Genomic DNA, 23,371 nt, shown 5'->3' with positions numbered 1-23,371 from the left:
GGGCGATCGCCGGGTGTCCGCACTGCGGTCGCCGTGGAGGCGCGCGCGGCGGGCTCGGTAAGCTTGCCGCGTTCCATCCGGACGACGGGGTCCGGCCGTCCGGTCGATGTGCGGGAGTAGCGAGAGCAATGCGTATTGGTGTGCTGACCAGCGGCGGCGACTGCCCCGGGCTCAACGCCGTCATCCGGTCCGTGGTGCACCGCGCCGTGGTGGACCACGGTGACGAGGTGATCGGTTTCCACGACGGGTGGAAGGGTCTGCTCGAGTGCGACTACCGCAAGCTCGACCTCGACGCGGTGAGCGGCATCCTGGCCCGCGGCGGGACGATCCTCGGCTCGTCCCGGGTGCAGCCCGCGCATCTGCGCGGCGGCGTGGAGCGGGCCAAGGGGCACGTGGCGGACCTGGGACTGGACGCGATCATCCCGATCGGCGGTGAGGGCACCCTGAAGGCGGCCCGGCTGCTGTCGGACGCCGGCCTGCCGATCGTGGGCGTGCCCAAGACCATCGACAACGACATCGCCTCCACCGACGTCACCTTCGGCTTCGACACCGCCGTGATGGTCGCCACCGAGGCGCTGGACCGGCTGAAGACCACCGCCGAGTCGCACCAGCGGGTGCTGATCGTGGAGGTCATGGGCCGGCACACCGGGTGGATCGCGCTGCACTCGGGCATGGCCGCCGGCGCCCACGCGATCCTGGTGCCGGAGCGGCCGTTCGACGTGACCGAGCTGGCCCGGGTGGTCGGCGAGCGCTTCGAGGCGGGCAAGAAGTTCGCGATCGTGGTGGTCTCCGAGGGCGCCAAGCCGCGTGAGGGCACGATGGACTTCACCTCCGGCGCGACCGACATCTACGGCCACGAGCGCTTCACCGGTGTGGCCAACCAGCTCTCCGTGGAACTGGAGGAGCGCCTGGGCAAGGAGGCCCGCCCGGTGATCCTCGGTCACGTCCAGCGCGGCGGCACGCCGACGGCGTACGACCGGGTGCTCGCCACCCGCTTCGGCTGGCACGCCGTCGAGGCGGTGCACAACGACCGCTTCGGCATGATGACCGCGCTGCGCGGCACCGACATCACCCTCGTCCCGCTGGCCGAGGCCGTGGAGCACCTCAAGACGGTCCCGGCCGAGCGCTACACCGAGGCCGAGTGCGTGCTGTGAGCGTCTGACCGTCCCCGCTCGCCGAACCGCCCCCGGCCGCAGCCGCGGCCGGGGGCGGTTCTACCCTGGTTCGGGCACAACGGTCGAAGGAGTGACAGATGGATCACGGCGGGCACGGCATGCACATGGACTTGCCGCCGTTCACTCTGGGCCGGGGGCTCGCCTTCGGCGGTGACCCGTTCTTCCTCGTGGCATGCGCGCTGCTGCTCGTGCTGTACGGCTGGGGCGTCGTCCGGCTGCGCCGGCGCGGCGACCGCTGGCCGGTGGGCCGCACGATCGCCTTCGCGCTGGGCGTGCTGACGGTCGGCGTGACGATGTGCACCAAGCTGAACGACTACGGCATGGTCATGTTCAGCGTGCACATGATCCAGCACATGATCCTCAGCATGCTGTCCCCGATACTACTGCTGCTGGGGGCGCCGGTGACGCTGGCGCTGCGGGCGCTGCCCACCGCGCGCCGCGGCAGGACCGGACCGCGCGAGCTGCTGGTGAAGCTGCTGCACAGCCGCTACATGCGGATCATCACGCACCCGGCGTTCACCATCCCGCTGTTCATCGCGAGCCTGTACGCGCTGTACTTCACGTCGCTGTTCGACAGCCTGATGGGCAACCGGGCCGGGCACATCGCGATGATGATCCACTTCCTCGCGGTGGGCCTGGTGTTCTTCTGGCCGATCATGGGCGTGGACCCGGGGCCGCACCGGCCCGGCTATGTGATGCGCATGCTGGAGCTGTTCGCCGGGATGCCGTTCCACGCGTTCTTCGGCATCGCCCTGATGATGGCGAGCGAGCCGATGGTCTCGACGTTCAAGCACCCGGCGGCGTCGCTGGGCATCGATCCACTGAGCGACCAGACCGCGGCGGGCGGCATCGCGTGGGCGTTCAGCGAGATCCCGTCCGTCATCGTGCTGGTGGCGCTGCTCTTCCAGTGGTACACCTCCGAGCAGCGGCAGGCCCGTCGCAAGGACCGGGCCGCGGACCGCGACGGGGACGCGGAACTCGTGGCCTACAACGCCTATCTGGCTTCGCTGGAGGCGCGCGGCCGCGGCTGACGGAAGGGGCCTGGATGGGCGGGCAGGTGCGGATCACGGAGGCGGCGCTGGAGTTGCCGGGCGGCGCGACGGTCAGGTTCATGCGGACGCTGCGGCTGCCGGAGACGGGGACGCACCCGCTGCCGCCCGGCCTGGGGGCGTTCCCGCTGCGGCGCGTCGCGGACCACGCGGACACCGCGCCGGCCGAGTGGCGGGAGCGCGGCGGGGTCCTGCTGCCGGTCTACCAGCGCGAGGCGATGTGGCTGAGCTTCTCCTCGCCGGTGCCGGTGGCGCTGCAGGTGGGCGTCGGCAAGGTCTGCGCGGTGTCCGGGAAGCCGTGGAGCGACCGGCTGGCGCAGGACCCGCAGAACTACGTCGTACTGCCCCGCCAGCCCTGGCTGGACGGCATCAACTCCGGCTCCGGCACGATCCGCCAGTTCGTCGCGGTGCCCCTGGGACTCGGGGCAACGGTCGAGGGCCAGGTCACGGGCGAGGAGGTGTGGGGCGGCGTCCAGCTCCAGGTGTTCGAACTGCGGGAGGACGAGCTGGAGCGCTGGCACGCCGCGCAGGCCCGACGGGCGCGCGGCGGCTGGGGTCACGGGCCGGGCCCGGGGGGCCCGGTGCCGATGGCGCCCGGCGGCGGCCTGACCTTCTCCTCGCAGGCGGCCGCGGGATCGCTGCCGCCCGCCCCGGCCCGGGCCGCCGCACCGGCCATGGGGCTCGGCGCGGGCGGGCGGATGCGGCAGGAGGTGTACCGCGACGAACGGCCGCTGTCGGACTGGCAGGACGAGCCGTCCGGCCGGGTGTTCGTGCACCTGGCGACCGTGCCGCAGTGGCGGGAGATCACCGGGGGGCCGGCGCCGGAGTCCCCGGTGGACCGCGCGGCGTACAACTCCGCGGGACTGCCGTGGTTCGACTACTACGACGCGGACGCCGAGGACCTGGCCCCGGCCGGGGACCTGGCGCAGGTCAAGCCGGTCGGCGACTGGCTGGGCGACGACCAGCAGCCGTGGGCGCCGGTCCAGCCCGGCCAGGTGAAGCAGCTCGGCGACGATCCGGGCGTGGTGACCGACGGGCAGTGGTAGCGCCGGAGCGCAGCCGCGAGCGACCATGGCGGTCGGGGCCGCCGTGCCGCCCCGGAGGGAGGCCGACGATGCCGGGAGCCGCCAAGACCATGGCCGTGACGACGGCCACGACGCTCGTGCTGGTCGTGGCCTACACGGTGGCGCTGGGAGCCGGCGGCTGGCTCTGGTTCGGCTGGGTCGTGCTCCTGCTCTGCACCGCCGGCGTCGCCGTCATCCGCCTGCCCACTGAGCTGCGCCCCTGGCCTGCCCCTGGCCTGTTCCTGGCCTGTTCCTGGCCTGTTCCTGGCCACCTCGCCGACACGGGCGGCGAACTCCTCGGTCGGCCGCGGCACGCTCCCGCCGGGTGCCGGGGCGTGCCGGGCCCGCACCCGGTTCATCGGCGCGCGCGCCGTGGCCCCTGGTGAGGGCCCGCGCGGCGCACTACTCTGCCGGGACGACCCGGACCTGCCGGGACCCGGTCATGGGGGAGACAGCCGCCGTGTTCTACAGGTTGCTCAAGTACGTGCTCCTCGGGCCCCTTCTGCGGCTGCTGTTCCGGCCGCGGATCGAGGGCATGGAGAACATCCCGGAGACGGGCGCGGCGATCGTCGCGGGCAACCACCTGTCGTTCTCCGACCACTTCCTGATGCCGGCGATCCTGCCGCGTCGGATCACCTTCCTCGCGAAGGCCGAGTACTTCACCGGGCCGGGTCTGAAGGGGCGGCTGACGGCGGCGTTCTTCCGCAGCGTGGGCCAGATCCCGGTGGACCGCTCGGGCGGCAAGGCCGCGCAGTCCGCCATCACCGCGGGTCTCGAGGTGCTGGAGAAGGGCGAGTTGCTCGGCATCTACCCCGAGGGCACCCGCTCGCACGACGGCCGCCTGTACCGCGGCCGCACCGGAGTGGCCGTGATGGCGCTGCGCGCCGGTGTGCCCGTGGTGCCCTGCGCGATGGTCGGCACCTTCGAACTCCAGCCGCCCGGACGGGTGGTGCCGCGGATCGGCCGGGTCGCCATCCGCTTCGGCCGGCCGCTGGACTTCAGCCGGTTCGCGGGCATGGACGACCGGCGCGAGGCGGTCCGCGCGGTGACCGACGAGATCATGTACGAGATCCTGGCGATGTCGGGCCAGGAGTACGTCGACCGCTACGCGGGCGAGGTGAAGGCCGAGCAGGAGCAGCAGCACAAGGTGACGTCGCGGCTGCGCCGCAAGCCCTGAGCGCCACGCCCACAGCGGATCCGCGACGGGCGAACGCCCCTGGTCCCGGCGTCCCGGGCGAACGTAACGTCGCGGCATGACAGGAACCGCGCTGGTGATCGGCGCTTCAGGACAGATCGGACGGCAGGCGGTGCGCGCCCTGGCCGAGGACGGCTGGGAGGTGACGGCCGCCTCCCGGGGCGGCGGCGCGGACCCGCTGTGGCCGGAGGGCGTCCGCACGGCCCGCGTCGACCGCACGGACACCGACGCGCTGGCGGCCGCGCTCGGCGGCGGCGTGGACGTCCTGCTGGACTGCGTGGCGTACGACGCGGGCGACGCGCGCCAGTTGCTCTCGCTCGCGGACCGGATCGGCTCGGCCGTGGTGATCTCCAGCGCGGCGGTGTACCAGGACGAGGCGGGCCGCAACTTCGACACCCAGGAGGAGCCGGACGGGTTCCCGCGGTACCCGGTGCCGCTGCCGGAGAGCTGCGGCACGGCCGCGCCCGGTGCGGACACCTACGGGACCCGCAAGGTCGCGCTGGAGCAGGAGTTGCTGGCAGCCGGCGACCGGCTGCCCACCACGCTGCTGCGGGCGGGCGCGATCCACGGCAGCTTCAGCCCGATGCCGCGCGAACTGTACTTCGCCAAGCGGGCGTTGGACGGCCGTCCGGTGCGGGTGCTGTCGTACGGCGGAGCGAGCCGGTTCCACCCGGTGCACACCGCGAACATCGCCGAACTGGTGCGTCTGGCGGCACGCAGGCCGGGGTCGCGCGTCCTCAACGCCGGTGACCCCGAGGTGCCCACGGTGGCGGGGATCGCCGCCGCCGTGGACGAGGTGCTGGGCGCCGGGGCGCGCACGGTGCTGGTGGACGGCCCGCCGCCGAGTGCCACCGTCGGCGACAGCCCCTGGTCGGTGCCGTACCCGATCGTGCTCGACATGGCGGCGGCGGAACGGGAGTTGGGGTACCGGGCGGTGACCTCGTACGAGGAGTCGCTGCCGGGCACGGTGGAGTGGCTGGCGGACGCGGTGCGGGGCGGGGACTGGCGGGCGGCGTTCCCGGTCGTCGCCCGGCTGTCGGACCACGCGGACTGGTTCGACTACGCGGCGGAGGACGCCTGGCTGGCGGAGACGGGCCGCTGAGCACGGAGCCTGCCCGAGGCCGGAGGTGGAGGTGGAGGTGGAGGTGGAAGGTGAAGCTGAGGGTGAGGGTGAGGGTCCGCGGGCCGGTGTCTGCGGCTGAGCGTGACCTTCAGCGTCCGTCGCGCCAGGAGTACGGGTAGGCCCGCATCACCCGCACATGACCGAACACCGAGCGGCCGGTGATGCGCACCACCGGCCCGTCACCGGACTTCTCCTCGCCGCCGCCCAGGTGGGACCGCTTGCCGAACAGAGCCGTGCCGGTGTCGCAGACCTGGGCGTCGTCGGGCACCAGGATCTCGACCTTGCCGAACAGCGACCCGGCCTCCACCACGACCTCGCGGCGGGTGAAGACGGCCTGCCGCAGGTCGATGACGACCGCGCCGAACGTGGCGTGCGCGACGGTGTGCGGCGGGACCGGCCACTGTCCGGCGCGGCGCACCTTGCCGAACACCGCCGGCACCGGCTCGCCGTCGGCGGGCGAGGTCAGCGGGGCGCCGTGGGCCGGGACGGGCAGATCGGCGGTGAGCGGGGCGAGTTCGCCACGGGTGCGGGCGGCGTAGACCGCCTCCAGCCGCTCGGCGTGCTCCTCGACGGTGAGCCGCCCCTGCGCGAGGGCGTCGGCCAGGACCGCGGCGGTGTGGTCGCGCTCGTCGTCGCTCGCCCGCAGGTGCGCGTCGGCGGGCTGCTCCCGCGGCGACAGTTCGGACACCGGAGGACCTCCTGGGGCGTGGGGGTCAGCGCGGGCACGAGCCGGCTCGGCTGCGCGGCGAACTCACGCTATATCGCGTCTGCGGTCCGGTGCAAGGAGCGGCTCGGCGGGGGGATATCCGCTGGCCCGCTCCTCGGCGGCGCCTCTAGGGTCGGAGGTCATGAGTGCGCGACTGCGGAACATCGCCCGCGAGAACGAACGGATCGTCGCCGACGGCGGGTACACGGCGCCGGGCGGCGGCCGGGTGTATCTCGCCACCGCGGTCGGGGCGGCGGCGGACGGCACCCGGATGTTCGGCCCCGGGCCCGTCCCGGTGACGGCGGTCGGCGACGGCCCGAAGAGGGCGCGGTGCACGGTGACCGGCGAGAGCAGCACGGTCGCGGCCCGGCGGCTGGCCGCCTCGGACGGCGGCGGTTCCGGACCGGTGGCGGTGCTCAACTTCGCCTCCGCCCGCAACCCCGGCGGCGGCTACGTCAACGGCGCCCAGGCGCAGGAGGAGGCGCTCTGCCGGGCCTCCGCGCTGTACTTCTGCCTGCTGCGCGCGCCGGAGTTCTACGCCCACCACCGCGAGGTGCGCGACCCGTTCTACAGCGACCGCGTCATCCACTCCCCCGCCGTGCCGGTCTTCCGCGACGACTCGGGCAGCCTCCTCAACACGCCCTTCACCGCGGGATTCCTCACCTCCCCCGCGCCGAACGCCGGCGTCATCGCGCGTACGATGCCGGAACGGAGCGGCGAGGTCGGCCCGGCGCTGGACGTGCGGGCCGAGCGGGTCCTGGAGGTGGCCGTCGCCCACGGGTACCGGCGACTTGTGCTGGGCGCGTGGGGCTGCGGCGTCTTCCGGAACGACCCGGTGCGGGTCGCGGCGGCCTTCGCCCGGCTGCTGACCGGCGACGGACGGTTCGCCCGCGCCGTGGACGAGGTGGTGTTCGCCGTCCTGGACCGGCGGGCGGACTCCCCCACGAGGGCGGCCTTCGCCGCCGCCTTCGGCACCCCGCCGCAGGACGCGGCGCCGGTGCGGTGACCGACCAGCAACGACGACCGTAGGCGGGTATGAGCGAGCACGGAACACAGGACAGCGCCGGAACCACCGCGGGTGACGGCGGCGGCGACTCCGGCACGGAACGGGACACGCACGCCCAGTACGACCGGCTGATCGCGCTGCTGGACGAACAGGGCGCGCAGTACCGGACGATCGATCACGCTCCGGAGGGCGCCACCGAGGTGGTGAGCGAACTCCGCGGCAACACCCTGGCGCAGGCGGCCAAGTGCATCGTGGTCATGGTCAAGGTCGGCAAGAAGGTGACGCGTTACGTGCTGGCCGTCGTGCCCGGCGACCGGCGGGTGGACATCGGCGCGGTCAAGGCCCTCCTGGAGGGCACCTACGCGTCCTTCGCCTCCCGTGACATCGCCGAGCGGCTGGCCGGCAGTGTGAGCGGCACCGTGCTGCCGTTCTCCTTCGACGAGCGGCTCGAACTGGTCGTGGACCCGGACCTGCTGGTGCACGACGAGATCTTCTTCAACGCCGCCCGCCTGGACCGGTCGCTGGCGCTGTCGGTCAAGGACTACCTGCGGATCGCCGCGCCGCGCACCGAGTCGATCGCGGGCTGAACGGCCGCGCCGGGGACACGAGTGGCCCGCGAGCCGGACGGCTCGCGGGCCACTCCCCGTCTACTGCCCGGCGGGCTTGGGCGTGGCGTGCGGCGGGCAGACCACGTCCTGCGCGTCGAGGGTGCCGCTGAGCAGGTAGGCGTCGACGCGGGAGTTGATGCAGGGGTTGACCAGCCCGGTGACGCCGTGCGAACCGGCGTCCTTCTCGGTGATCAACCGCGATCCGGCCAGCCTGCTGTGCAGTTCGAGGGCGCCGGTGTACGGGGTGGCCGCGTCCCGGGTGCTCTGCACGATCATCACGCCCGGCAGCCCGAGGTGCGAGCGGACGTCGACGGGGTGCTGCTGCCGCACCGGCCAGGTCGCGCAGGGCAGGTTCATCCACGCGTTGGACCAGGTGAGGAACGGGTACTGGGCGTTGAGCGCGGTGTTGTCGTGGTCCCATCGGCGCCAGCTCGTCGGCCACTTGGCGTCGGTGCACTCCACCGCGGTGTAGACGGCGGTGCCGTTCTCCGCCGTCGCGTTGCCCTTGGTGTCGGACATGTCCGGGCCCGCCGCGTCGACCAGTGCCTGGGTGTCCCCAGCGAGGTAGCGGCTCCAGACACCGGCCACGGTGGCCCAGGTGGAGTCGTAGTACGGCGCGTTCTGGAAGAAGCCGAGGAGTTCGGACGGGCCCACGACGCCGCCGATGGGGTGCGCCTTGGCGGCCGCGCGCAGCCGCTCCCAGCCGGCCTGGACCTTGGCCGCCGTGTCGCCGAGGTGGTACACCGAGTCGTAGGAGGCGACCCAGTTCTCCCAGTCCTTCCAGCGGCCCTCGAACGCCACGTCCTGGTCGAGGTTGTTCTGGTACCAGATCTGGTCCTCGGCCGGGTTGACGACGCTGTCCACGATCATCCGGCGCACGTGCGTCGGGAACAGGCTCGCGTAGACCGCGCCGAGATAGGTGCCGTACGACACCCCCAGGTAGTTGAGGCGGTGCTCACCGAGACCGGCACGGATGACGTCGAGGTCGCGCGCGGTGTTGGCGGTGGTCATCTGCGCGAGCATGGCCGCGCCGGTGCGTTCCAGGCAGCCCTCGGCGTACTCGCGGGCGAGCTTGCGCTGGGCGAGCTTGTCGGCCTCGTCGTCCGGGACGGGGTCGGCCTTGGGGGCGCTGACGTACTCCTGGGGGTCCTCGCAGGAGATGGGCGCGGAGTGGCCCACCCCGCGCGGGTCGAAGCCGATGAAGTCGTAGGCGCCGGCGGCGTTCTTCCACAGCGCCGAGCCGCTGGTGACGCGCAGCGGGAACCGCAGGCCCGAACCGCCCGGCCCCCCGGGGTTGTACACCAGCGCGCCCTGCCGCTGCTCCGCGGTCCCGGTGCTGGCGGCCCGGTCGACGGCGAGTCTGATGGTGGCGCCGTAGGGGCGCCTGTAGTCGACGGGCACGGTGACCCAGCCGCACTGCACGGGTGCGGCCAGCCCCCAGTCCGCCGGGCAGGCGGCCCAGTCGACGCCCTGCCGTCCGGCCTGGCCGGCGGCGATGATCTCGCCGACGGACGCGGGCACGACGATGTCCCGGGCGGGGTGGGCGTCGGCCGCCGGTGCGGCAGCGACGGCGCCGGCGAGCAGGACCCCGCTGGAGACCAGCACGATCGTGCGTCTCATGGTTCGGAACCTCCCCCTGACAGACCGTGGCTTGTGCCCACGGCGATCACAGTAGTGAGGTGCGAATCTTTTCCCCTGTGTGCCGGCTGTGAACAGGCCAGGCGGGTGATTCTTCATCAAAGCGTGATTCCTTACCGGAGTTGGCCTGCGCCGCACGGGTGACGGCGGCCTCGGCGAGCGCCCGGACGTAGGGATGCGGGACGCTGCCGTCACCGGCCAGTTCCGGCTGGAAGAGGGTGGCGAGCCAGAAGGGATGACCGGGCAGTTCGGCGACCCGGACCGCGCCGTCGGGGTCGTGCCCGGTGAAGCGCATCCCCGCGGCCTCCAGTTGCGGCAGCAGGCCGGGGACGGGTCCGTACGCGCAGTGAAAGCGTTCGACGGTCTCGCGGCTGCCGAGCAGGCGTTCGGCGAGGCTGCCCGGCGCGGTGCGCAGCCGCCCCTCGTGCCCCACCAGTGAGCAGGTCAGCGGGGCGATCAGCACCGCGGAGGAGTCGCCGTCCGGGTCGTTCTCGGCGTGCCGGGCGCTCGTCAGGCCGCACACGGTCCGCGCGTACTCCAGCAGGGCGTGTTGGAAGCCGCCACAGGTGCCGAGGAAGGGGATGCCCTGCTCACGGGCGGTGCGGACGGCCGCCAGCGCGCCGGCCTCACTGCGGTAGGGGCTGCCGGGCAGCAGCCAGACGGCGTCGAACTCCGCTACGGCGCCGGGCGGTTCGGCGTCGGGGGTGGCGATCCAGTAGGCCTCGGCCGCGAGGGCGTGCCGGTCGCGGAGGGCCTGGAGGAGGGCGGGGACGCGCTGGTGGGCGCGCACGTGCGGGGAGCGGTCGCCGACGAGGGCGATACGGGCGGGGCGGGCAGGCGCGGCCGCCGGTTCCGGGGTCATGGTCATGGTCATGGTCGTGGTCATGGCGTCATCGTGGCGGCGGGCCCGGCATCACGTCCAACGATGATTCGCGGTCGCGGTATCAGGGATACTGATGACCGGACTGAGCGGCGGCCGGCCCCGGGCTCGTGGAAGGGTCGCCGAGCCGACCGACGGGCCTCGTCGGAAGGGCCAGGTCACAGCGCGCGCTGGACGGACGCGCGCCGGACCGGTGTACGCGGCGCGGGAAGGACGGAGGGCCGGAGCCATGGATCCACATCTGCTGCGCACGTTCACCGCGGTCGCCCGGCTGGGGTCCTTCTCCGCCGCGGCGCGCGAGCTGGGATACACGCAGTCCGCGGTCTCGCAGCACATCGCGGCGCTGGAGGCGGACCTGGGCGTGGAACTCCTCGGCCGCCGCCCGGTGGCCCCGACGGAGGCCGGCGCGCGGCTGCTGGACCACACGGGCCCGCTGCTGGCCCGGCTCGCCGCCGCGCGAGCCGACGTAGCCCGGGTCGCCCGGACACCTGGGAGCCGGCTGGCGGTCGGCGCCACCGCGCTCGCTTTCGGCGCCGCGGCGGCGCGCGCCCTGGCCGAGGTGCGGGCGGAGCTGCCGCGCGCGGAGCCGTCCGTGCTGCTGTCCGACGCCGCCGGCGTGGTGGGCGGGGTCGCCGCGGGCGACGTCGATCTCGGTCTGGTGTCCGGTGCCGTCGCACCGACCGACCCGCTGCACCTGCCGGAGGCCGAGGGTCTGGTCAGGGAGGCGGTGGGCGAGGAGCCGCTGGCGGTGCTGCTGCCGCCGGGCCACCCGCTGGCCGGGCGGTCCGGACTCGATCTGTCCGATCTCGGGGACGCCCTGTGGCTGGACGCCCCCGCGGCCGCCGTTCCGCTCGCCGAACTGCGCGCGGCCGTACCCGGCGCCTGTCCTGCCGCGCTGCAATACACGGGCGCCGACACCCGGGTCGTCCACGAACTGGTCCACGCCGCCCACGGCTTGGCCGTCCTCCCCCGCTCCGCGGCGGGCCCCGCCGCGGCCCCGCTCACCGCACCCCGGCTGGTCCACCACGTCGAGGCGGTGCTGCGGCCGGGCCCGCACAAGGAGATCGCCCTGCTGCTGGCCGCACTGCGCCGCGGCGCCGCCCGCTGAGAACCCGCCGAGAACCGCCGAGACGCCGAACGGGCTGAGAGGGCCCGGCTAGGAGGACGGCCGGTCCCCGGTCGCGGATCCGCGGTGCTCCGCGGCGATTCCGAACGTCCGGCGTTCGCCCGTGGCGGACGCCCGGCCGCCGACGGACGAGACCGTGCTGATCACCTGCTCGTCCTCCGCCGCTTCAAGATCCCGCAGTCGTTGCAGGTCAGCGGCGGAGACCAGGGCGACCAGCGGCTTGCCATGGCGGGTCAGCACCACCTGTTCACCGCCGTAGACGACGCGGTTGATGAGGTCCGCGAGCTGTGCACGCGCTTGTGTCACCGGGACGTCGTGGGTCATGCTCCCCATCATAACGGGACGTACGTCCTGTACATTTTGTTCAGACGGAGGTGCACCGCGATGTTCCGACCCACCGCCCGCTACGTCCTGCCGGAGTTCACCGAGCGCAGCAGCAACGGCGTCCGCACGATGGATCCGTACTCCAAGCTGCTGCAGGAGCGGATCGTCTTCCTCGGCACCCAGATCGACGACACGTCGGCCAACGACGTGATGGCGCAGCTCATCCACCTGGAGAGCGCCGCGCCCGAGCAGGACGTCCACCTGTACATCAACTCGCCGGGCGGCTCCTTCTCGGCCATGACCGCGATCTACGACACGATGCAGTTCGTCACCTGCGACGTGGCGACGGTCTGCATCGGCCAGGCCGCGTCGGCCGCCGCGGTCCTGCTGGCCGCCGGCCACCCGGGCAAGCGGATGATCACCCCGGGTGCGCGGATCCTGATCCACCAGCCGTCGATGAGCGAGGCCATCCAGGGCGACGTGTCCGACTTGGAGATCCAGGCCAACGAACTGCTCCGCACGCGTGAGCAGTTGGAGACGCTGCTGATCCGGCACACCGGCCAGGACGCGGACCGCATCCGTACCGACATCGAACGCGACAAGGTGTTCGACGCGGAATCGGCGCTCGCGTACGGCCTGGTGGACCGTCTGACGACCAGTCGGAAGACCAACGGCGCCTCCTCCGGCCTGCGGTGATCCCCGGTGGTGCCCGAACTGCCCCCGCTGCCCGCCCTCACCCGCTCCGAAGGCGAGGTCGTCGACTGCTACCTGGAGGTCGTCGACCTCCTGGGCAAGATCAACCCCTCCCGCACGACGGACACTTACCGTGCGCTGCGGGCGGCTCAGGCGCTGGTCGGACGGGCCACGGCCCTGAAGGACGCGCTCACCACCATGCACATGCGCGGCGAGACGGAACTTCACCAGGCCACGCTGGCGCGGGCGCTGCGCGTCCTGGACGGTGAACGCCGGTCCACCCTGGTCACGGTGGTGTCCGACGCGAAGGAACCACCGCCCCACTGAGGCCGGAATGAGGGTCCTCGCGCGAAAACGGCCGATCCGGCCCCCCGTTCGCCGCCGACACGCCCGACACGGTGACCGTTTTGGTCATTCCATTGGGGGTATCCGACTGGGTTTGTCAATTCGGCCCGGAATTGCGCATGTCGGCTGGACGGCCTCGCCCGGCGCCCCATCACGCCTGGTCAGCGTCGCGGACGCGTCGTCAGCGAACGCTTCCGGCGAGGCCGTTCACTCGGATAGGTGAAATGTGACGAGGCTCACATAGCGCGTTTTCAGCACCACATCGGGCGGTTTCCTGCGTAACCATCCGTGGTGACGACAAGCCCCCGTCGCCGTGACGGGGCGGTCCGAGCGGACGCCCAATCCTGCCGCCGCGCGGACGCCAGGTCGACACGAGTGCACGCGGCAGGAGCGGAGGACCCAGCACGACGGGGCGGAACCCGGCCTCCACCGGACCGCCTCTTGGGGTGAAGCCGCAGCACAGCGGCCGAGCATCTTCGCCTGCTCGAACCCGACAGGTCATCCTTCGCAGGCTGACGACGAAGGGTTGCGCATGCTCGCGCTCCACCACACGACCTCCCATCCCGTCTCCGCACGGCTGACCCGGTTCGGGGCCGCGTCCGTGCTGACCGCCGCGGCGGTCGCCACCCCCGCCCTGATCCCCGGCGTCGCCCAGTCCGCGCAGGCCGCGGCACTGTCCACGCGGGCCATGGACATCGCGGCCTCCAAGCAGGGCGCGCCCTACCAGTGGGGAGCGAGCGGGCCCTACCGGTTCGACTGCTCGGGGCTGACGCTCTACTCGTTCAAGGCCGCGGGCAAGACGCTCCCCCGCACGGCCGCCGCCCAGTACAACAGCACCCGGCACATCTCCGCCTCCGCGCGGCACGTCGGCGACCTGGTGTTCTTCCACGCCGGATCGTCCTCCTCGTCGGTCTACCACGTGGGCATCTACGCCGGGCACAACCGCATCTGGCACGCGCCCAGGACCGGTTCGACGGTCCGTCTCGAACGGATCTGGACCAAGAGCGTCTGGTACGGCCGCGTCGCGTGAACGGCGCCGGCTCCCTGGGGCCAGGACCGCTCGACGAACTCCTGGCCTTCCTCCTCCGCGATCGTCCGGGCGTCTTCCCCGACGTCCTGACCCGCCACGTCCACGCCCGCGGCAGTACCGCCGCAGCGTCCGGGCCCGGGTTTGGTGCCGGCCCCGGCGTCATAGCTCCGGTTTCCGGCCCCAACCGCGGGCCACCCGCCGGCGGGCCACCGCTCGCCGGCCGCGCCCACGGCGAGCAGCACGGCGGCCCCGCGCACAGTCGGGGCGGTGTCGCCCGCCGCGGCGTGCCGCAGCGTAGGGGCCGCCCGGTACCCGGGCGAGAGCCGGCCGACCGGCCGCCGACGGCACGGCAGCGTGGACAGCGGGACCGGCGCGGCACCCGGTGTGGTTCGGCACCGGGCGCCGATGCCGAACACCGCCGACCGCCGGCCGTGGCCGCGGACCGGCACACCGGCGGCCTCTCGCATCGCGATCCCACGCCGACCCATCCCGATCCATCCCGAGCAGCGCCGGTCCCCGCGCGGCACAGGCTCACCAGCGGACCCGGCGCGGCCACCGGCATGCCGAACACGGCGACGCCGGGGCCCGGCACCATCGCCTGGCGAAGGGCGAGCACGCCGAACACCGGCACGTCATGCCGATCAGCAGATCGGCCGGCCGGACCGGGGCAGCGCGCGGCCGGTCCCGGGTACGCCGGCCACGCTCGGAGAGGAGTGAGCCGCCGGCGATCGACAGGGCCGGTCCGGCCGGTTCCGCCCGAGCCCTGAGCCCGCTCGTACAGCGGCCACGACGCGGTCGGCACCACGTTCGGCATCACATTCGGCACCACCAGCCGCCCGGCGAGCGGTCCCGGCTCGCGGAGCGGGACGGCGGTGATGTGCCTGATCAGGACGGCGATGCGGCGCGGGGCGTCCCGCGCGTCGCCGGATCCGGACGGCGGCCCCTCGCTGCGGCGCAGGTGGCCGGCGCGGGTCCGCCCGGGCGGGTGTCCGTGTGCATCGGACCTTCTCCTGCCGATGCGCCGGCGCCCACAGGGAGTCGGGCGGGCCGTGCGGGTCGGGGAGGGTGCGACCCGCACCGCCGGGCGACCGGCCGCGCCGGTCGGGGAGGCGTGCCGCCTCGGGAGTGCGGGACCGCGGCACGTCTCCCACCGCCCGGCCGCTGGTGCGCTCACGCGTCGTGCACGGTACCGGGTGTCACCAACCCGCCGACAGGGATGCCGGGTTCGGCGCCGATCTCGACGACCTGTCCGCAGGATCGCGCCCCTGGTGGCAGGATCGGGACGATGACGCACGGCGCACCCGATCTGGCGGGCCTCCTCGCCCGCGCCGCCTCCGGCGCCTTCCCGCCGCCCGACGGGTCGGTGACCTTCCTGCCCCAGCCCTCGCAGCGCGACGCGGGAGTCATCGCCTTCACCGCGCACACCGTGGTGTTCACCGACGCCGACCACGACCAACTCCGGGCGCTACTGGCGCCAGGAGACCTGGGCGCGCCGCTCTGCCCGCCGTTCCTGTCCGCGCTCACCGAGCGGACCGGCCGCCGCGTCGACAACGTCGACCTGCTGACCGTCGCGGGGCCGCTTCCCGGCCCGCCGCCACTGGAGCTGACCGAGACGACCGACCGGGCGCACCCCAGGATCGTCAGGGCGCTGCTGCACCGCGACGAGGTGCGCGCCTGGACCGTGCCGGGCGGCACGCTGGTCATCGGCCGTGGCGTGGCGGGCCGTTGGGAGACGGCGCTGGAGGTCGAACCCGCGGCCCGCGGCGACGGCCTGGGACGCCGGCTCGCCCGCGCGGCACGCCATCTGGTGCCGGGGGGAACCGCGTTGTGGGCTCAGGTCGCCCCGGGGAACGCGGCCGGCGTCCGGGCTCTGCTCTCGGCCGGCTTCGCTCCCGTCGGCGCGGAGGCGCTGCTGGTCAGGTGACGGCGACCGCCCACGGGATCATGATCCAGACCGTCTTGCCGCCGTCCTCGGTCGGGGTCACCTCGAGCCGGCCGCCGGACTCCTGGGTGAGGTGCCGCACGATCACCATGCCGCGGCCGTTGTCCTGCTGGACGGCGGTCGCCCGCTGCCGCTGCGGGCGGCGCGGATGGCTGTCGGTGACCCCGATGTAGAGCTGCTCGCTGCGCTCCAGGCGCACGTCGACGGTGAACGTCGGCGACAGCCCGGAGGTGTGCAGCACGGCGTTGGTGGCCAGCTCCGAGACGATGAGCCGGACCGCGTCCACCACGTCGTCGCCGGGTGGCAGTCCCCAATCGGCGAGGAGGCCGCACACATAGCGGCGGGCCGTCGTGACCGACGCCGGGTCGCTCGGCAGGGTGACGGATGCTTCCTGGAGATCTGCCATGGCGACGCTGTTCCCTTTCCCGCCGTGACCGGCCTCCGGCGCGTGCCCGGGTACGCCGAGCGGGCATGCCCCACGCGACACGACCGGTTCGCGCCAGAGTGCCCCCATCGTGCCGCTGTTCCGGGCGCTCCACAGCCCCCTGCATATATCTGTCGCCCGAACCGGTGAACCGGCCTCCCCAGGAGAGCCCCGCGGCCGCACACTGGTCCGAGGCATGCCGTCCCGCGGACAGGCCGAGTGCAGGAGGCGCGAGACCACCATGGAGCGAGTTCCGGCGGTACGCCGGCGGCGTCTCGGCGAGGAGTTGCGGCGGCTGCGGGACCTGGCCGGCCTCACCAGCGGGGAGGCCGCCCAACGGGCGGGCTGGCACCAGTCGAAGGTCAGCCGGATCGAGACCGGGCACAGCAGTGTGACGACCGAGGACGTCGGTGTGCTGCTCGACGTGTACGCCGTGCAGGACCGGCGGACGCGCGACCTGCTGACCATGCTCGCCGGGCGAGCCCACCGGCGCGGCTGGTGGCACGAGTTCCGCGATTTCCTGCCGGTCGAGTACCGCGACTTCATCAGTCTGGAGACCGGCGCGGGCCGGATCCTGTCGCTGGAGAACAGCGTGGTGCCCGGCCTGCTCCAGACGCCGGAGTACGCGCACGCGCTGACCGCCGCCGTCATGCCCGGGCTCGCCGCGCGCGAGGTGGCCGCCCTGGCCGAAGTCCGCACCGCCCGGCAGACGGTGCTGCGCCAGGACCCGCGGCCGGAGTTCCGCGCGGTGCTCGACGAGTCGGTGCTGCGCCGGGACGTCGGCGGGCCCGAGGTGATGGCCGGTCAGCTGGCACGGCTGGAGGAGGCGGCGCGGCTGCCCCATGTCCGGTTGCAGATCCTGCCGTTCACCGCCGGCGGTCACATGGGCGTGACCAACTCCTTTGTCATCTTCGTCTTTCCGCAGATGCCCGAGCTCGATGTTGTGGTGGTCGACCATCTGACCGGTAGTCTCCACGTCGATCGCACCGAGGATGTCGCGGCCTACACCGCGGCGTTCACCGGCCTGCGCGCCCGTGCCCTTCCGTGCGAGGAGTCCGCGGCCCTGATCGCCCGGGTCCGCGCGGAGGTGACGCGGTAGCGCGCGCTCCCCCCACACAACGAGGAGGCACCATGACGACCGCCGGTCTGACGTGGCGGCGCAGCAGCCACAGCACCGCGGCCAACAACTGCGTGGAGACCGCCGTGCCGGGCCCCGGACGGCTCGCCGTGCGGGACTCGAAGGACCCCCACGGCCCGGCGCTGCTGTTCACGGCGGAGGCCTGGACGGACTTCGTCCGGGCCGTCTCCGGCGGGCCGAGCGACCTGCGCCCGGTCTGAGCGCCCGGGGCGGCCCTCCGGCCGCCCCGCCTCAACTCCGCCCCGCCTCAACTCCGTCGCGCCTCATCTCCGCGGCGCCGTCCGGACGATGACCTCGACCGCGCGCCCGACCTCGGCCGCGGTCAGGTCGCCGCGGGCCGTCAGCCGGAGGCGCGAGACGCCGTCGGGCACGGACGGCGGCCGGAAGCAGCCCACGGCCAGGCCCTCCTCGCGGCAGCGGGCCGCCCACGCCACGGCGTCCTCCGGCGAGGGCGCCCGCACCGACACCACGCACGCGTCGGGCCTGGTCGTGTCCAGCCCGGCCGCGCTCAGCCGCTGATGGAAGTCGCGGGCGACGGCCCTGGCGCGTTCGGCGCGCTCCGGCTCGCGGCGGAGCACCCGCAGCGCGGCGAGTGCCGCGCCCGCCGCGGCCGGGGCGAGGCCGGTGTCGAAGATGAACGTACGGGCGGCGTTGACCAGATGCTCGATGACGGCGGCCGGGCCGAGCACCACGCCGCCCTGCGCGCCCAGCGACTTCGACAGCGTCGCCGTGCACACCACGTCGGGCGCGCCGGCCAGCCCGGCCGCGTGCGGCGCGCCGCGTCCGCCGTCGCCCAGCACGCCGAGACCGTGCGCGTCGTCCACCAGCAACCCGGCGCCGTACTCCCGGCAGGCGGCCGCCAGTCGCGGCAGCGGCGCGGCGTCGCCGTCGACCGAGAACACCGAGTCGCTCACCACGAGGGCCGGCCCGTCGTGCCCCGCCAGGACCTTGCGGACGGCGTCCGGGTCGGCGTGCGGGACGACCTCGACGGCGGCGCGGGAGAGCCGGCAGCCGTCGATGAGGGAGGCGTGGTTGGCCGCGTCGGAGACCAGCAGCGAGCCCGCGCCGGACAGCGCGGTCACGGCGGCCAGGTTGGCGGCGTACCCGGAGGCGAACACCAGGGCGGCCTCGGCGCCTGTGAAGTCGGCGAGCTCGGCCTCGAGTTCGGCGTGCAGGGCGGTGGTGCCGGTGACGAGGCGGGAGCCGGTCGAGCCGGCCCCCCAGCGCAGGCACGCCTCGGCACCCGCACGGGTGACGTCGGGGTGCCGGGTGAGGCCCAGGTAGTCGTTGCCCGCCAGGTCCAGCAGCGCCGAGTCGGCCTCGCGCGGGCGCAGTTCGCGGCGCAGTCCGGCGCGGCGGCGGACCGCGTCCTGCTCGGCGAGCCGGCCGAACGGGCCGGTTCCGGGCCGTCGGGCGGCCGGCGGCGTACTGTTCACGGCGCTCCCTCGGAGTCGGTGGGCGGCGGTCGGCGGCGCCCGGGGTGTGCATGCAGCAACGTACTGGCCCGTGACACCCGCACAGGGTGTGGTGATGCACACACCCGCGGCCACCGGTCTTGTGCGGTCCGCCATTGGCCCGGGGTGCCCCGATGGGAAAGGATCGCCGGTATGGATCTGCTGACCACTCTCGTGGACAAGGGGCTGCGTCGCGAGCTGCCCACCAGGGACGAGGCGCTCGCCGTCCTCGCGACCCAGGACGACGACCTGCTCGACGTGGTGGCCGCGGCGGGCCGCGTGCGCCGGCACTGGTTCGGCCGCCGGGTGAAGCTCAACTACCTGGTCAACCTCAAGTCGGGGCTGTGTCCTGAGGACTGCTCCTACTGCTCGCAGCGCCTGGGCTCGACGGCCGACATCCTCAAGTACACCTGGCTCAAGCCCGACCAGGCGGCGGCCGCGGCTTCCGCCGGCGTCTCGGGCGGCGCCAAGCGGGTGTGCCTGGTGGCCAGCGGGCGCGGGCCCACCGACCGGGACGTGGACCGGGTCTCGCAGACCATCGCCGCGATCAAGGAGCAGAACGAGGGCGTCGAGGTGTGCGCCTGTCTCGGCCTGCTCTCCGGCGACCAGGCGGAGCGGCTGCGCGCGGCCGGCGCCGACGCCTACAACCACAACCTCAACACCTCCGAGAGCACCTACGGGGACATCACCACCACCCACACGTACGCCGATCGGGTGGACACGGTGCAGCAGGCGCAGGCGGCCGGCCTGTCCGCCTGCTCGGGTCTCATCGCGGGCATGGGCGAGACCGACGCCGACCTGGTGGACGTGGTGTTCGGGCTGCGGGACCTGGACCCGGACTCGGTGCCGGTCAACTTCCTCATCCCGTTCGAGGGAACGCCGCTGGCCAAGGAGTGGAACCTCACGCCGCAGCGCTGCCTGCGGATCCTGGCGATGGTCCGGTTCGTCTGCCCGGACGTCGAGGTCCGGCTGGCGGGCGGCCGCGAGGTGCACCTGCGCAGCATGCAGCCGCTGGCCCTGCACCTGGCCAACTCGATCTTCCTGGGCGACTACCTGACGAGCGAGGGGCAGGCCGGGCAGGCCGACCTCGACATGATCGCCGACGCCGGCTTCGAGGTGGAGGGCGCGGGCACCGTCACGCTGCCGGAGCACCGCGCCGCGGCCGGCGCGGGCTGCGGCGGCCACGGAGGCGCCTGCGGTCCGTTGGGGGCCGCGCACGACGTGGAGGCGGCGGCCCAGGGTTCGGGCTGCGGCGGGCACGGGTCGGGCTGCGGGACCTGCGAGGCCCCGGCGGAGCGGGCCGCGGACCCCGGGACCGGCCGCACCGCGGAACCGGCGGTGGAACCGGTCGCCGAGCCGGTCGCCGAGCCGGTGGGCGCGGCGCGCACGGACCTCGTCGCGGTCCGGCGCCGCGGCGCGGGCACGGACCTCCCGCCCAATGCCTGAACCGCTGACACCCGCACCGCCGACGACCCGACCGCCGACGCCCGGTCCGCTCGCCCCCGAGGCGCTGCTGGCTCTGGACCGGCAGCACGTCTGGCACCCCTACGGCCCGATGCCCGGCCGCCAGGATCCCCTGGTCGTGGCATCGGCCTCCGGGGTGCGGCTGCGGCTGGCCGCACCGGCCGAGGGGCGGTCCGAACTGGTGGACGGCATGTCCTCCTGGTGGTCGGCGATCCACGGCTACCGCCACCCGGTCCTCGACGAGGCAGCCCGCGAGCAACTCGACCGCATGAGCCACGTGATGTTCGGCGGCCTCACCCACGAGCCCGCGGTGCGCCTCGCGACCCGGCTGGTCGAGATCACGCCCGAACCGCTGCAACACGTCTTCCTGGCCGACTCCGGTTCGGTGTCGGTCGAGGTGGCGCTCAAGATGTGCCTGCAGTACTGGCGTTCGCTGGGCCGTCCGGAGAAGCACCGTCTGCTGACCTGGCGCGGCGGCTACCACGGCGACACCTGGCAGCCCATGGCGGTGTGCGACCCGGACGGCGGGATGCACCACCTGTGGTCGGGGGTGCTCCCCCGGCAGATCTTCGCCGACAGCCCGCCGCCGGGCTTCGACGCGGCCCCCGACCCGGCCTACGCGGCGCACCTGCACGAGCTGATCGGGCGTCACGCCCATGAGCTCGCGGCGGTGGTCGTGGAGCCGGTGGTGCAGGGCGCGGGCGGCATGGCCTTCCACTCCCCCGCCTATCTGCGGGTCCTGCGGGAGGCGTGCGACGCGCACGACGTGCTGCTGGTCTTCGACGAGATCGCCACCGGTTTCGGCCGCAGCGGGACGCTGTTCGCGGCCGGCCACGCGGACGTCTCCCCGGACGTGATGTGCGTGGGCAAGGCGCTGACCGGCGGCTACCTCACCCTGGCGGCGGCGCTGTGCACCTCGCGGGTCGCCGAGGGGATCTCCCGCGGCGAGGTCCCGGTGCTGGCGCACGGGCCGACGTTCATGGGCAATCCGCTGGCCGCGGCCGTCGCCTGCGCCTCCGTCGACCTCCTGCTCGGCCAGGACTGGGCCCAGGAGGTCAAGCGGATCGAGACCGGCCTGCGCGAGGGACTCGCCGAGGCCGCCGGGCTGCCCGGGGTCCGGGACGTCCGCGTGCTCGGGGCGATCGGCGTGGTCCAGCTCGACCACCCGGTCGACATGGCCGCGGCGACCCGGGCGGCGGTCCGCGCGGGGGTGTGGCTGCGGCCCTTCCGCGACCTGATCTATACGATGCCGCCCTATGTGACCGGTGACGAGGACGTGGCGCGGATCTGTGCCGCCGTCCGCGCCTCGGCGCAGGAGGGGTGAAGCCCGCGGCACGCGGGCAGGCGAGCGGCGTCCGGCCGCGGCGCCGCCGCGAGGCGGCACGGCGGCCGGACACGGCGGCGGGTCTCCGCCCGCGCGCCGCCGCGCCGGGCGCACCCCTGGCAGACCTTCGAGGAGAGGAGAGACCGTATGGCCATCGTGGTCATCACCGGGACCGGAACCGAGGTGGGCAAGACCGTGGCGACCGCGGCCGTGGCCGCGGCGTCGCTCGCCCAGGGGCTGAGCGTCGCGGTCCTCAAGCCCGCGCAGACCGGTGTCGCCGACGGCGAGCCGGGTGACGCGGCCGAGGTGACCAGGCTGGCCGGCGCGGTCACCGCCGTGGAGCTCGCCCGCTACCCCGACCCGCTGGCGCCGGCGACCGCGGCCGCCCGCGCCGGGCTGCCGTCCGTGGGTCCGACGGACATCGCGGAGGCCGCCGCGAAGCTGTCGGCGGTGCACGACGTGGTGCTGGTGGAGGGCGCCGGCGGGCTGCTCGTGCGGTACGACGAGGCGGGCTCGACGCTCGCCGACGCGGCGGAGCTCATGCACGCCGGGGTCCTGCTGGTCGCCCCCGCGGGGCTCGGCACCCTCAACGCGACGACGCTGACCGCCGAGGCGCTGCGGGCCAGGAAGATCACCCTGCTGGGGCTGATCATCGGGAGCTGGCCGGGCGATCCGGAGCTCGCCGAGCGCTGCAACGTCGGGGACCTGCCCGTCGCGGCCTCCGCGCCGCTGCTGGGGGCCCTGCCGGCCCGGGCCGGCGGCCTGGAGCCCGAGGCGTTCCGCGCGGCGGCGCCGGACTGGCTGGCCCCGCAGCTCGGCGGTTCCTGGGACGCCGAGGCGTTCACCCGGGTGTACGGCCCGGCGACACCCACGGCCGGAACCACGCGGTAGGAGGACCCGCCGCGCGCGGGTAACGGGCACGGATCGGCGGCGTCCTGGGGCGGTGGCCCGCCCGGGACGCCGCCCGCCGTCACCGGGTCCAGCCGCGCAGCTCCTCGGCGATCCGGTCCACTCCGGCGCGGCCGTCCTTCACCAGCCGGGCCAGGTCCCGTACCTGCTCGGGCGTGGTGGTGACCTTCAGGCCGCCGGCGACCAGATAGGCGTAGGCGACGGCGGTGGCGAACAGGGCGTTCGACCGCTCCAGGGCGGGCACGTGCATCAGCAGCTGGAGCAGCGCCGCGGCGCGCGCGGGCGCGTCGCCGTACACCGGGCGGCCGAAGATCTCGGCCTCGTGCCGGCTGACCGCCGCCACCAGGGCTCCCCAGTCGGTGACCTGCGGGTCCCCCGGGGTGTTGTGCTCCGCCACCATCAGCAGCCAGGCGAGGTCGATCCGCAGCGTCAACGGATGCCGTCTCCCCTGGCGTCGAACTCCTCGGCGAAGACCGCCTCGTACTTCTGCATGAACTCCGCGGCGGCCTGGACGAACGCGCGGCCGTTCTCTCCCTCGTCCTGCCGGACGAGTTCCTCGATGTAGCGGTTCACGCTGATGCCGCGCTGCGAGGCGCGTTCCCGCGCCGCCTCGGCCGTGGCTTCGTCCACCCTCACGTTCAACTGGGTCTTGGCCATACGACAAAGCTAGCGCCGGAATGCTAGTAGCGGCAAGAGCGGGCGTCTCGTATCGCGGAAACAGCGGAGCGGCCCGCGCCCGGCCTGATGGGATGCC

At 73.9% G+C, this 23,371-nt stretch carries 26 protein-coding genes and 1 riboswitch; of the genes, 18 read left to right on the top strand and 8 right to left on the bottom strand.

The window, feature by feature from the left end:
- The first annotated feature begins 128 nt into the window (after positions 1-128).
- From K7862_RS11955 to K7862_RS11930, 6 genes are all read left to right on the top strand, one after another.
- On the top strand, positions 129-1,154 hold the full coding sequence (locus K7862_RS11955; RefSeq protein ID WP_222962476.1) for a 6-phosphofructokinase: 1,026 nt from the start codon (positions 129-131) through the stop codon (positions 1,152-1,154).
- 98 nt (positions 1,155-1,252) lie between these two features.
- The gene (locus K7862_RS11950) at positions 1,253-2,206 is read left to right on the top strand and encodes a cytochrome c oxidase assembly protein (protein ID WP_222962475.1); all 954 of its coding nucleotides are present in this window, start codon (positions 1,253-1,255) and stop codon (positions 2,204-2,206) included.
- A gap of 14 nt (positions 2,207-2,220) precedes the next feature.
- Entirely contained in the window at positions 2,221-3,270 is a 1,050-nt protein-coding gene (locus K7862_RS11945) for a hypothetical protein (RefSeq protein WP_222962474.1), read from the top strand.
- 68 nt (positions 3,271-3,338) lie between these two features.
- Complete coding sequence (locus K7862_RS11940) at positions 3,339-3,674, top strand: hypothetical protein (RefSeq protein WP_222962535.1); 336 nt, start codon at positions 3,339-3,341, stop codon at positions 3,672-3,674.
- Between the two features lie 74 nt (positions 3,675-3,748).
- Positions 3,749-4,465: a lysophospholipid acyltransferase family protein gene (locus K7862_RS11935; protein ID WP_222962522.1), complete on the top strand. Its 717-nt coding sequence runs from the start codon at positions 3,749-3,751 to the stop codon at positions 4,463-4,465.
- 76 nt (positions 4,466-4,541) lie between these two features.
- The gene (locus K7862_RS11930) at positions 4,542-5,585 is read left to right on the top strand and encodes an NAD-dependent epimerase/dehydratase family protein (RefSeq protein ID WP_222962473.1); all 1,044 of its coding nucleotides are present in this window, start codon (positions 4,542-4,544) and stop codon (positions 5,583-5,585) included.
- 109 nt (positions 5,586-5,694) lie between these two features.
- On the opposite strand, the gene K7862_RS11925 is transcribed toward K7862_RS11930, so the two are convergent.
- A complete protein-coding gene (locus tag K7862_RS11925; RefSeq protein WP_308011936.1) occupies positions 5,695-6,294 on the bottom strand; it encodes a DUF1707 SHOCT-like domain-containing protein in 600 nt (199 codons plus the stop codon).
- A 160-nt stretch (positions 6,295-6,454) separates the two neighbouring features.
- On the opposite strand from K7862_RS11925, the gene K7862_RS11920 reads away from it, so the two are divergent.
- Positions 6,455-7,318: a TIGR02452 family protein gene (locus K7862_RS11920; RefSeq protein ID WP_222962472.1), complete on the top strand. Its 864-nt coding sequence runs from the start codon at positions 6,455-6,457 to the stop codon at positions 7,316-7,318.
- A gap of 29 nt (positions 7,319-7,347) precedes the next feature.
- Positions 7,348-7,905 (top strand): YbaK/EbsC family protein, encoded by a 558-nt coding sequence (locus tag K7862_RS11915; protein ID WP_222962471.1) that lies wholly within the window; start codon positions 7,348-7,350, stop codon positions 7,903-7,905.
- Between the two features lie 60 nt (positions 7,906-7,965).
- Here the strand turns inward: K7862_RS11915 and K7862_RS11910 are convergent, their stop codons facing one another.
- Together K7862_RS11910 and K7862_RS11905 are read right to left on the bottom strand one after the other, a co-directional pair.
- Positions 7,966-9,546, bottom strand: a complete 1,581-nt coding sequence (locus K7862_RS11910; protein WP_222962470.1) for an alpha/beta hydrolase — start codon at positions 9,544-9,546, stop codon at positions 7,966-7,968.
- A gap of 46 nt (positions 9,547-9,592) precedes the next feature.
- Complete coding sequence (locus K7862_RS11905; protein WP_262412993.1) at positions 9,593-10,450, bottom strand: CTP synthase C-terminal region-related (seleno)protein; 858 nt, start codon at positions 10,448-10,450, stop codon at positions 9,593-9,595.
- Positions 10,451-10,673: 223 nt separating this feature from the next.
- Here K7862_RS11905 and K7862_RS11900 point away from each other — a divergent pair, with 223 nt between their 5' ends.
- Entirely contained in the window at positions 10,674-11,552 is an 879-nt protein-coding gene (locus K7862_RS11900; RefSeq protein WP_222962469.1) for a LysR family transcriptional regulator, read from the top strand.
- 48 nt (positions 11,553-11,600) lie between these two features.
- Here K7862_RS11900 and K7862_RS11895 read toward each other — a convergent pair whose 3' ends face one another.
- A complete protein-coding gene (locus K7862_RS11895) occupies positions 11,601-11,894 on the bottom strand; it encodes a type II toxin-antitoxin system Phd/YefM family antitoxin (RefSeq protein ID WP_222962468.1) in 294 nt (97 codons plus the stop codon).
- Between the two features lie 60 nt (positions 11,895-11,954).
- On the opposite strand from K7862_RS11895, the gene K7862_RS11890 reads away from it, so the two are divergent.
- The 4 genes from K7862_RS11890 to K7862_RS11875 all read left to right on the top strand — a co-directional run bounded on the left by K7862_RS11890 (position 11,955) and on the right by K7862_RS11875 (position 15,886).
- Positions 11,955-12,590, top strand: coding sequence for an ATP-dependent Clp protease proteolytic subunit (locus K7862_RS11890; protein ID WP_222962467.1), 636 nt, complete (start codon positions 11,955-11,957; stop codon positions 12,588-12,590).
- A gap of 6 nt (positions 12,591-12,596) precedes the next feature.
- Positions 12,597-12,914 (top strand): hypothetical protein, encoded by a 318-nt coding sequence (locus tag K7862_RS11885; RefSeq protein ID WP_222962466.1) that lies wholly within the window; start codon positions 12,597-12,599, stop codon positions 12,912-12,914.
- A gap of 384 nt (positions 12,915-13,298) precedes the next feature.
- A riboswitch (cyclic di-AMP (ydaO/yuaA leader) is annotated at positions 13,299-13,461 on the top strand.
- A 3-nt stretch (positions 13,462-13,464) separates the two neighbouring features.
- Positions 13,465-13,962, top strand: a complete 498-nt coding sequence (locus K7862_RS11880; RefSeq protein WP_222962465.1) for a C40 family peptidase — start codon at positions 13,465-13,467, stop codon at positions 13,960-13,962.
- A 1,285-nt stretch (positions 13,963-15,247) separates the two neighbouring features.
- The gene (locus K7862_RS11875) at positions 15,248-15,886 is read left to right on the top strand and encodes a GNAT family N-acetyltransferase (RefSeq protein WP_222962464.1); all 639 of its coding nucleotides are present in this window, start codon (positions 15,248-15,250) and stop codon (positions 15,884-15,886) included.
- On the opposite strand, the gene K7862_RS11870 is transcribed toward K7862_RS11875, so the two are convergent.
- Entirely contained in the window at positions 15,879-16,310 is a 432-nt protein-coding gene (locus K7862_RS11870) for an ATP-binding protein (protein WP_222962463.1), read from the bottom strand. The genes K7862_RS11875 and K7862_RS11870 overlap by 8 nt on opposite strands.
- 259 nt (positions 16,311-16,569) lie before the next feature.
- Here K7862_RS11870 and K7862_RS11865 point away from each other — a divergent pair, with 259 nt between their 5' ends.
- Both K7862_RS11865 and K7862_RS11860 read left to right on the top strand, forming a co-directional pair.
- Complete coding sequence (locus tag K7862_RS11865) at positions 16,570-17,427, top strand: helix-turn-helix domain-containing protein (protein WP_222962462.1); 858 nt, start codon at positions 16,570-16,572, stop codon at positions 17,425-17,427.
- 32 nt (positions 17,428-17,459) lie between these two features.
- Entirely contained in the window at positions 17,460-17,666 is a 207-nt protein-coding gene (locus tag K7862_RS11860; protein ID WP_222962461.1) for a DUF397 domain-containing protein, read from the top strand.
- 63 nt (positions 17,667-17,729) lie between these two features.
- On the opposite strand, the gene K7862_RS11855 is transcribed toward K7862_RS11860, so the two are convergent.
- Positions 17,730-18,902 (bottom strand): 8-amino-7-oxononanoate synthase, encoded by a 1,173-nt coding sequence (locus tag K7862_RS11855; protein ID WP_372461557.1) that lies wholly within the window; start codon positions 18,900-18,902, stop codon positions 17,730-17,732.
- Positions 18,903-19,073: 171 nt separating this feature from the next.
- Here K7862_RS11855 and bioB point away from each other — a divergent pair, with 171 nt between their 5' ends.
- From bioB to bioD, 3 genes are all read left to right on the top strand, one after another.
- On the top strand, positions 19,074-20,366 hold the full coding sequence (gene bioB, locus K7862_RS11850) for a biotin synthase BioB (protein ID WP_222962459.1): 1,293 nt from the start codon (positions 19,074-19,076) through the stop codon (positions 20,364-20,366).
- Positions 20,359-21,708 carry an adenosylmethionine--8-amino-7-oxononanoate transaminase gene (locus K7862_RS11845; RefSeq protein ID WP_222962458.1) on the top strand — a complete coding sequence of 450 codons (1,350 nt, stop codon included), beginning with the start codon at positions 20,359-20,361 and terminating at the stop codon, positions 21,706-21,708. Before bioB ends, K7862_RS11845 begins: the two co-directional genes overlap by 8 nt.
- A gap of 147 nt (positions 21,709-21,855) precedes the next feature.
- The gene (gene bioD, locus K7862_RS11840; protein WP_222962457.1) at positions 21,856-22,599 is read left to right on the top strand and encodes a dethiobiotin synthase; all 744 of its coding nucleotides are present in this window, start codon (positions 21,856-21,858) and stop codon (positions 22,597-22,599) included.
- Positions 22,600-22,678: 79 nt separating this feature from the next.
- On the opposite strand, the gene K7862_RS11835 is transcribed toward bioD, so the two are convergent.
- Together K7862_RS11835 and K7862_RS11830 are read right to left on the bottom strand one after the other, a co-directional pair.
- A complete protein-coding gene (locus tag K7862_RS11835) occupies positions 22,679-23,050 on the bottom strand; it encodes a fic family toxin-antitoxin system, toxin component (RefSeq protein ID WP_222962456.1) in 372 nt (123 codons plus the stop codon).
- Positions 23,047-23,274 (bottom strand): toxin-antitoxin system HicB family antitoxin, encoded by a 228-nt coding sequence (locus K7862_RS11830; RefSeq protein ID WP_222962455.1) that lies wholly within the window; start codon positions 23,272-23,274, stop codon positions 23,047-23,049. The genes K7862_RS11835 and K7862_RS11830 overlap by 4 nt, the downstream gene beginning before the upstream one ends.
- Between the last annotated feature and the right edge of the window lie 97 nt (positions 23,275-23,371).

This window comes from Actinacidiphila acidipaludis, assembly GCF_019890725.1.
GTDB classification, from domain to species: domain Bacteria; phylum Actinomycetota; class Actinomycetes; order Streptomycetales; family Streptomycetaceae; genus Actinacidiphila; species Actinacidiphila acidipaludis.
This window is presented reverse-complemented; position numbering and strand designations above follow the sequence as displayed.

What these genes read in the sequence shown, in the direction of transcription:
- K7862_RS11955 (WP_222962476.1), top strand. Translation starts at nt 129, where the DNA reads ATGCGTATTGGTGTGCTGACCAGCGGCGGCGACTGCCCCGGGCTCAAC.
- K7862_RS11950 (WP_222962475.1), top strand. Translation starts at nt 1,253, where the DNA reads ATGGATCACGGCGGGCACGGCATGCACATGGACTTGCCGCCGTTCACT.
- K7862_RS11945 (WP_222962474.1), top strand. Translation starts at nt 2,221, where the DNA reads ATGGGCGGGCAGGTGCGGATCACGGAGGCGGCGCTGGAGTTGCCGGGC.
- K7862_RS11940 (WP_222962535.1), top strand. Translation starts at nt 3,339, where the DNA reads ATGCCGGGAGCCGCCAAGACCATGGCCGTGACGACGGCCACGACGCTC.
- K7862_RS11930 (WP_222962473.1), top strand. Translation starts at nt 4,542, where the DNA reads ATGACAGGAACCGCGCTGGTGATCGGCGCTTCAGGACAGATCGGACGG.
- K7862_RS11920 (WP_222962472.1), top strand. Translation starts at nt 6,455, where the DNA reads ATGAGTGCGCGACTGCGGAACATCGCCCGCGAGAACGAACGGATCGTC.
- K7862_RS11915 (WP_222962471.1), top strand. Translation starts at nt 7,348, where the DNA reads ATGAGCGAGCACGGAACACAGGACAGCGCCGGAACCACCGCGGGTGAC.
- K7862_RS11910 (WP_222962470.1), bottom strand. Translation starts at nt 9,546, where the DNA reads ATGAGACGCACGATCGTGCTGGTCTCCAGCGGGGTCCTGCTCGCCGGC.
- K7862_RS11905 (WP_262412993.1), bottom strand. Translation starts at nt 10,450, where the DNA reads ATGACCACGACCATGACCATGACCATGACCCCGGAACCGGCGGCCGCG.
- K7862_RS11900 (WP_222962469.1), top strand. Translation starts at nt 10,674, where the DNA reads ATGGATCCACATCTGCTGCGCACGTTCACCGCGGTCGCCCGGCTGGGG.
- K7862_RS11895 (WP_222962468.1), bottom strand. Translation starts at nt 11,894, where the DNA reads ATGACCCACGACGTCCCGGTGACACAAGCGCGTGCACAGCTCGCGGAC.
- K7862_RS11890 (WP_222962467.1), top strand. Translation starts at nt 11,955, where the DNA reads ATGTTCCGACCCACCGCCCGCTACGTCCTGCCGGAGTTCACCGAGCGC.
- K7862_RS11880 (WP_222962465.1), top strand. Translation starts at nt 13,465, where the DNA reads ATGCTCGCGCTCCACCACACGACCTCCCATCCCGTCTCCGCACGGCTG.
- K7862_RS11875 (WP_222962464.1), top strand. Translation starts at nt 15,248, where the DNA reads ATGACGCACGGCGCACCCGATCTGGCGGGCCTCCTCGCCCGCGCCGCC.
- K7862_RS11870 (WP_222962463.1), bottom strand. Translation starts at nt 16,310, where the DNA reads ATGGCAGATCTCCAGGAAGCATCCGTCACCCTGCCGAGCGACCCGGCG.
- K7862_RS11865 (WP_222962462.1), top strand. Translation starts at nt 16,570, where the DNA reads ATGGAGCGAGTTCCGGCGGTACGCCGGCGGCGTCTCGGCGAGGAGTTG.
- K7862_RS11860 (WP_222962461.1), top strand. Translation starts at nt 17,460, where the DNA reads ATGACGACCGCCGGTCTGACGTGGCGGCGCAGCAGCCACAGCACCGCG.
- bioB (WP_222962459.1), top strand. Translation starts at nt 19,074, where the DNA reads ATGGATCTGCTGACCACTCTCGTGGACAAGGGGCTGCGTCGCGAGCTG.
- K7862_RS11845 (WP_222962458.1), top strand. Translation starts at nt 20,359, where the DNA reads ATGCCTGAACCGCTGACACCCGCACCGCCGACGACCCGACCGCCGACG.
- bioD (WP_222962457.1), top strand. Translation starts at nt 21,856, where the DNA reads ATGGCCATCGTGGTCATCACCGGGACCGGAACCGAGGTGGGCAAGACC.
- K7862_RS11830 (WP_222962455.1), bottom strand. Translation starts at nt 23,274, where the DNA reads ATGGCCAAGACCCAGTTGAACGTGAGGGTGGACGAAGCCACGGCCGAG.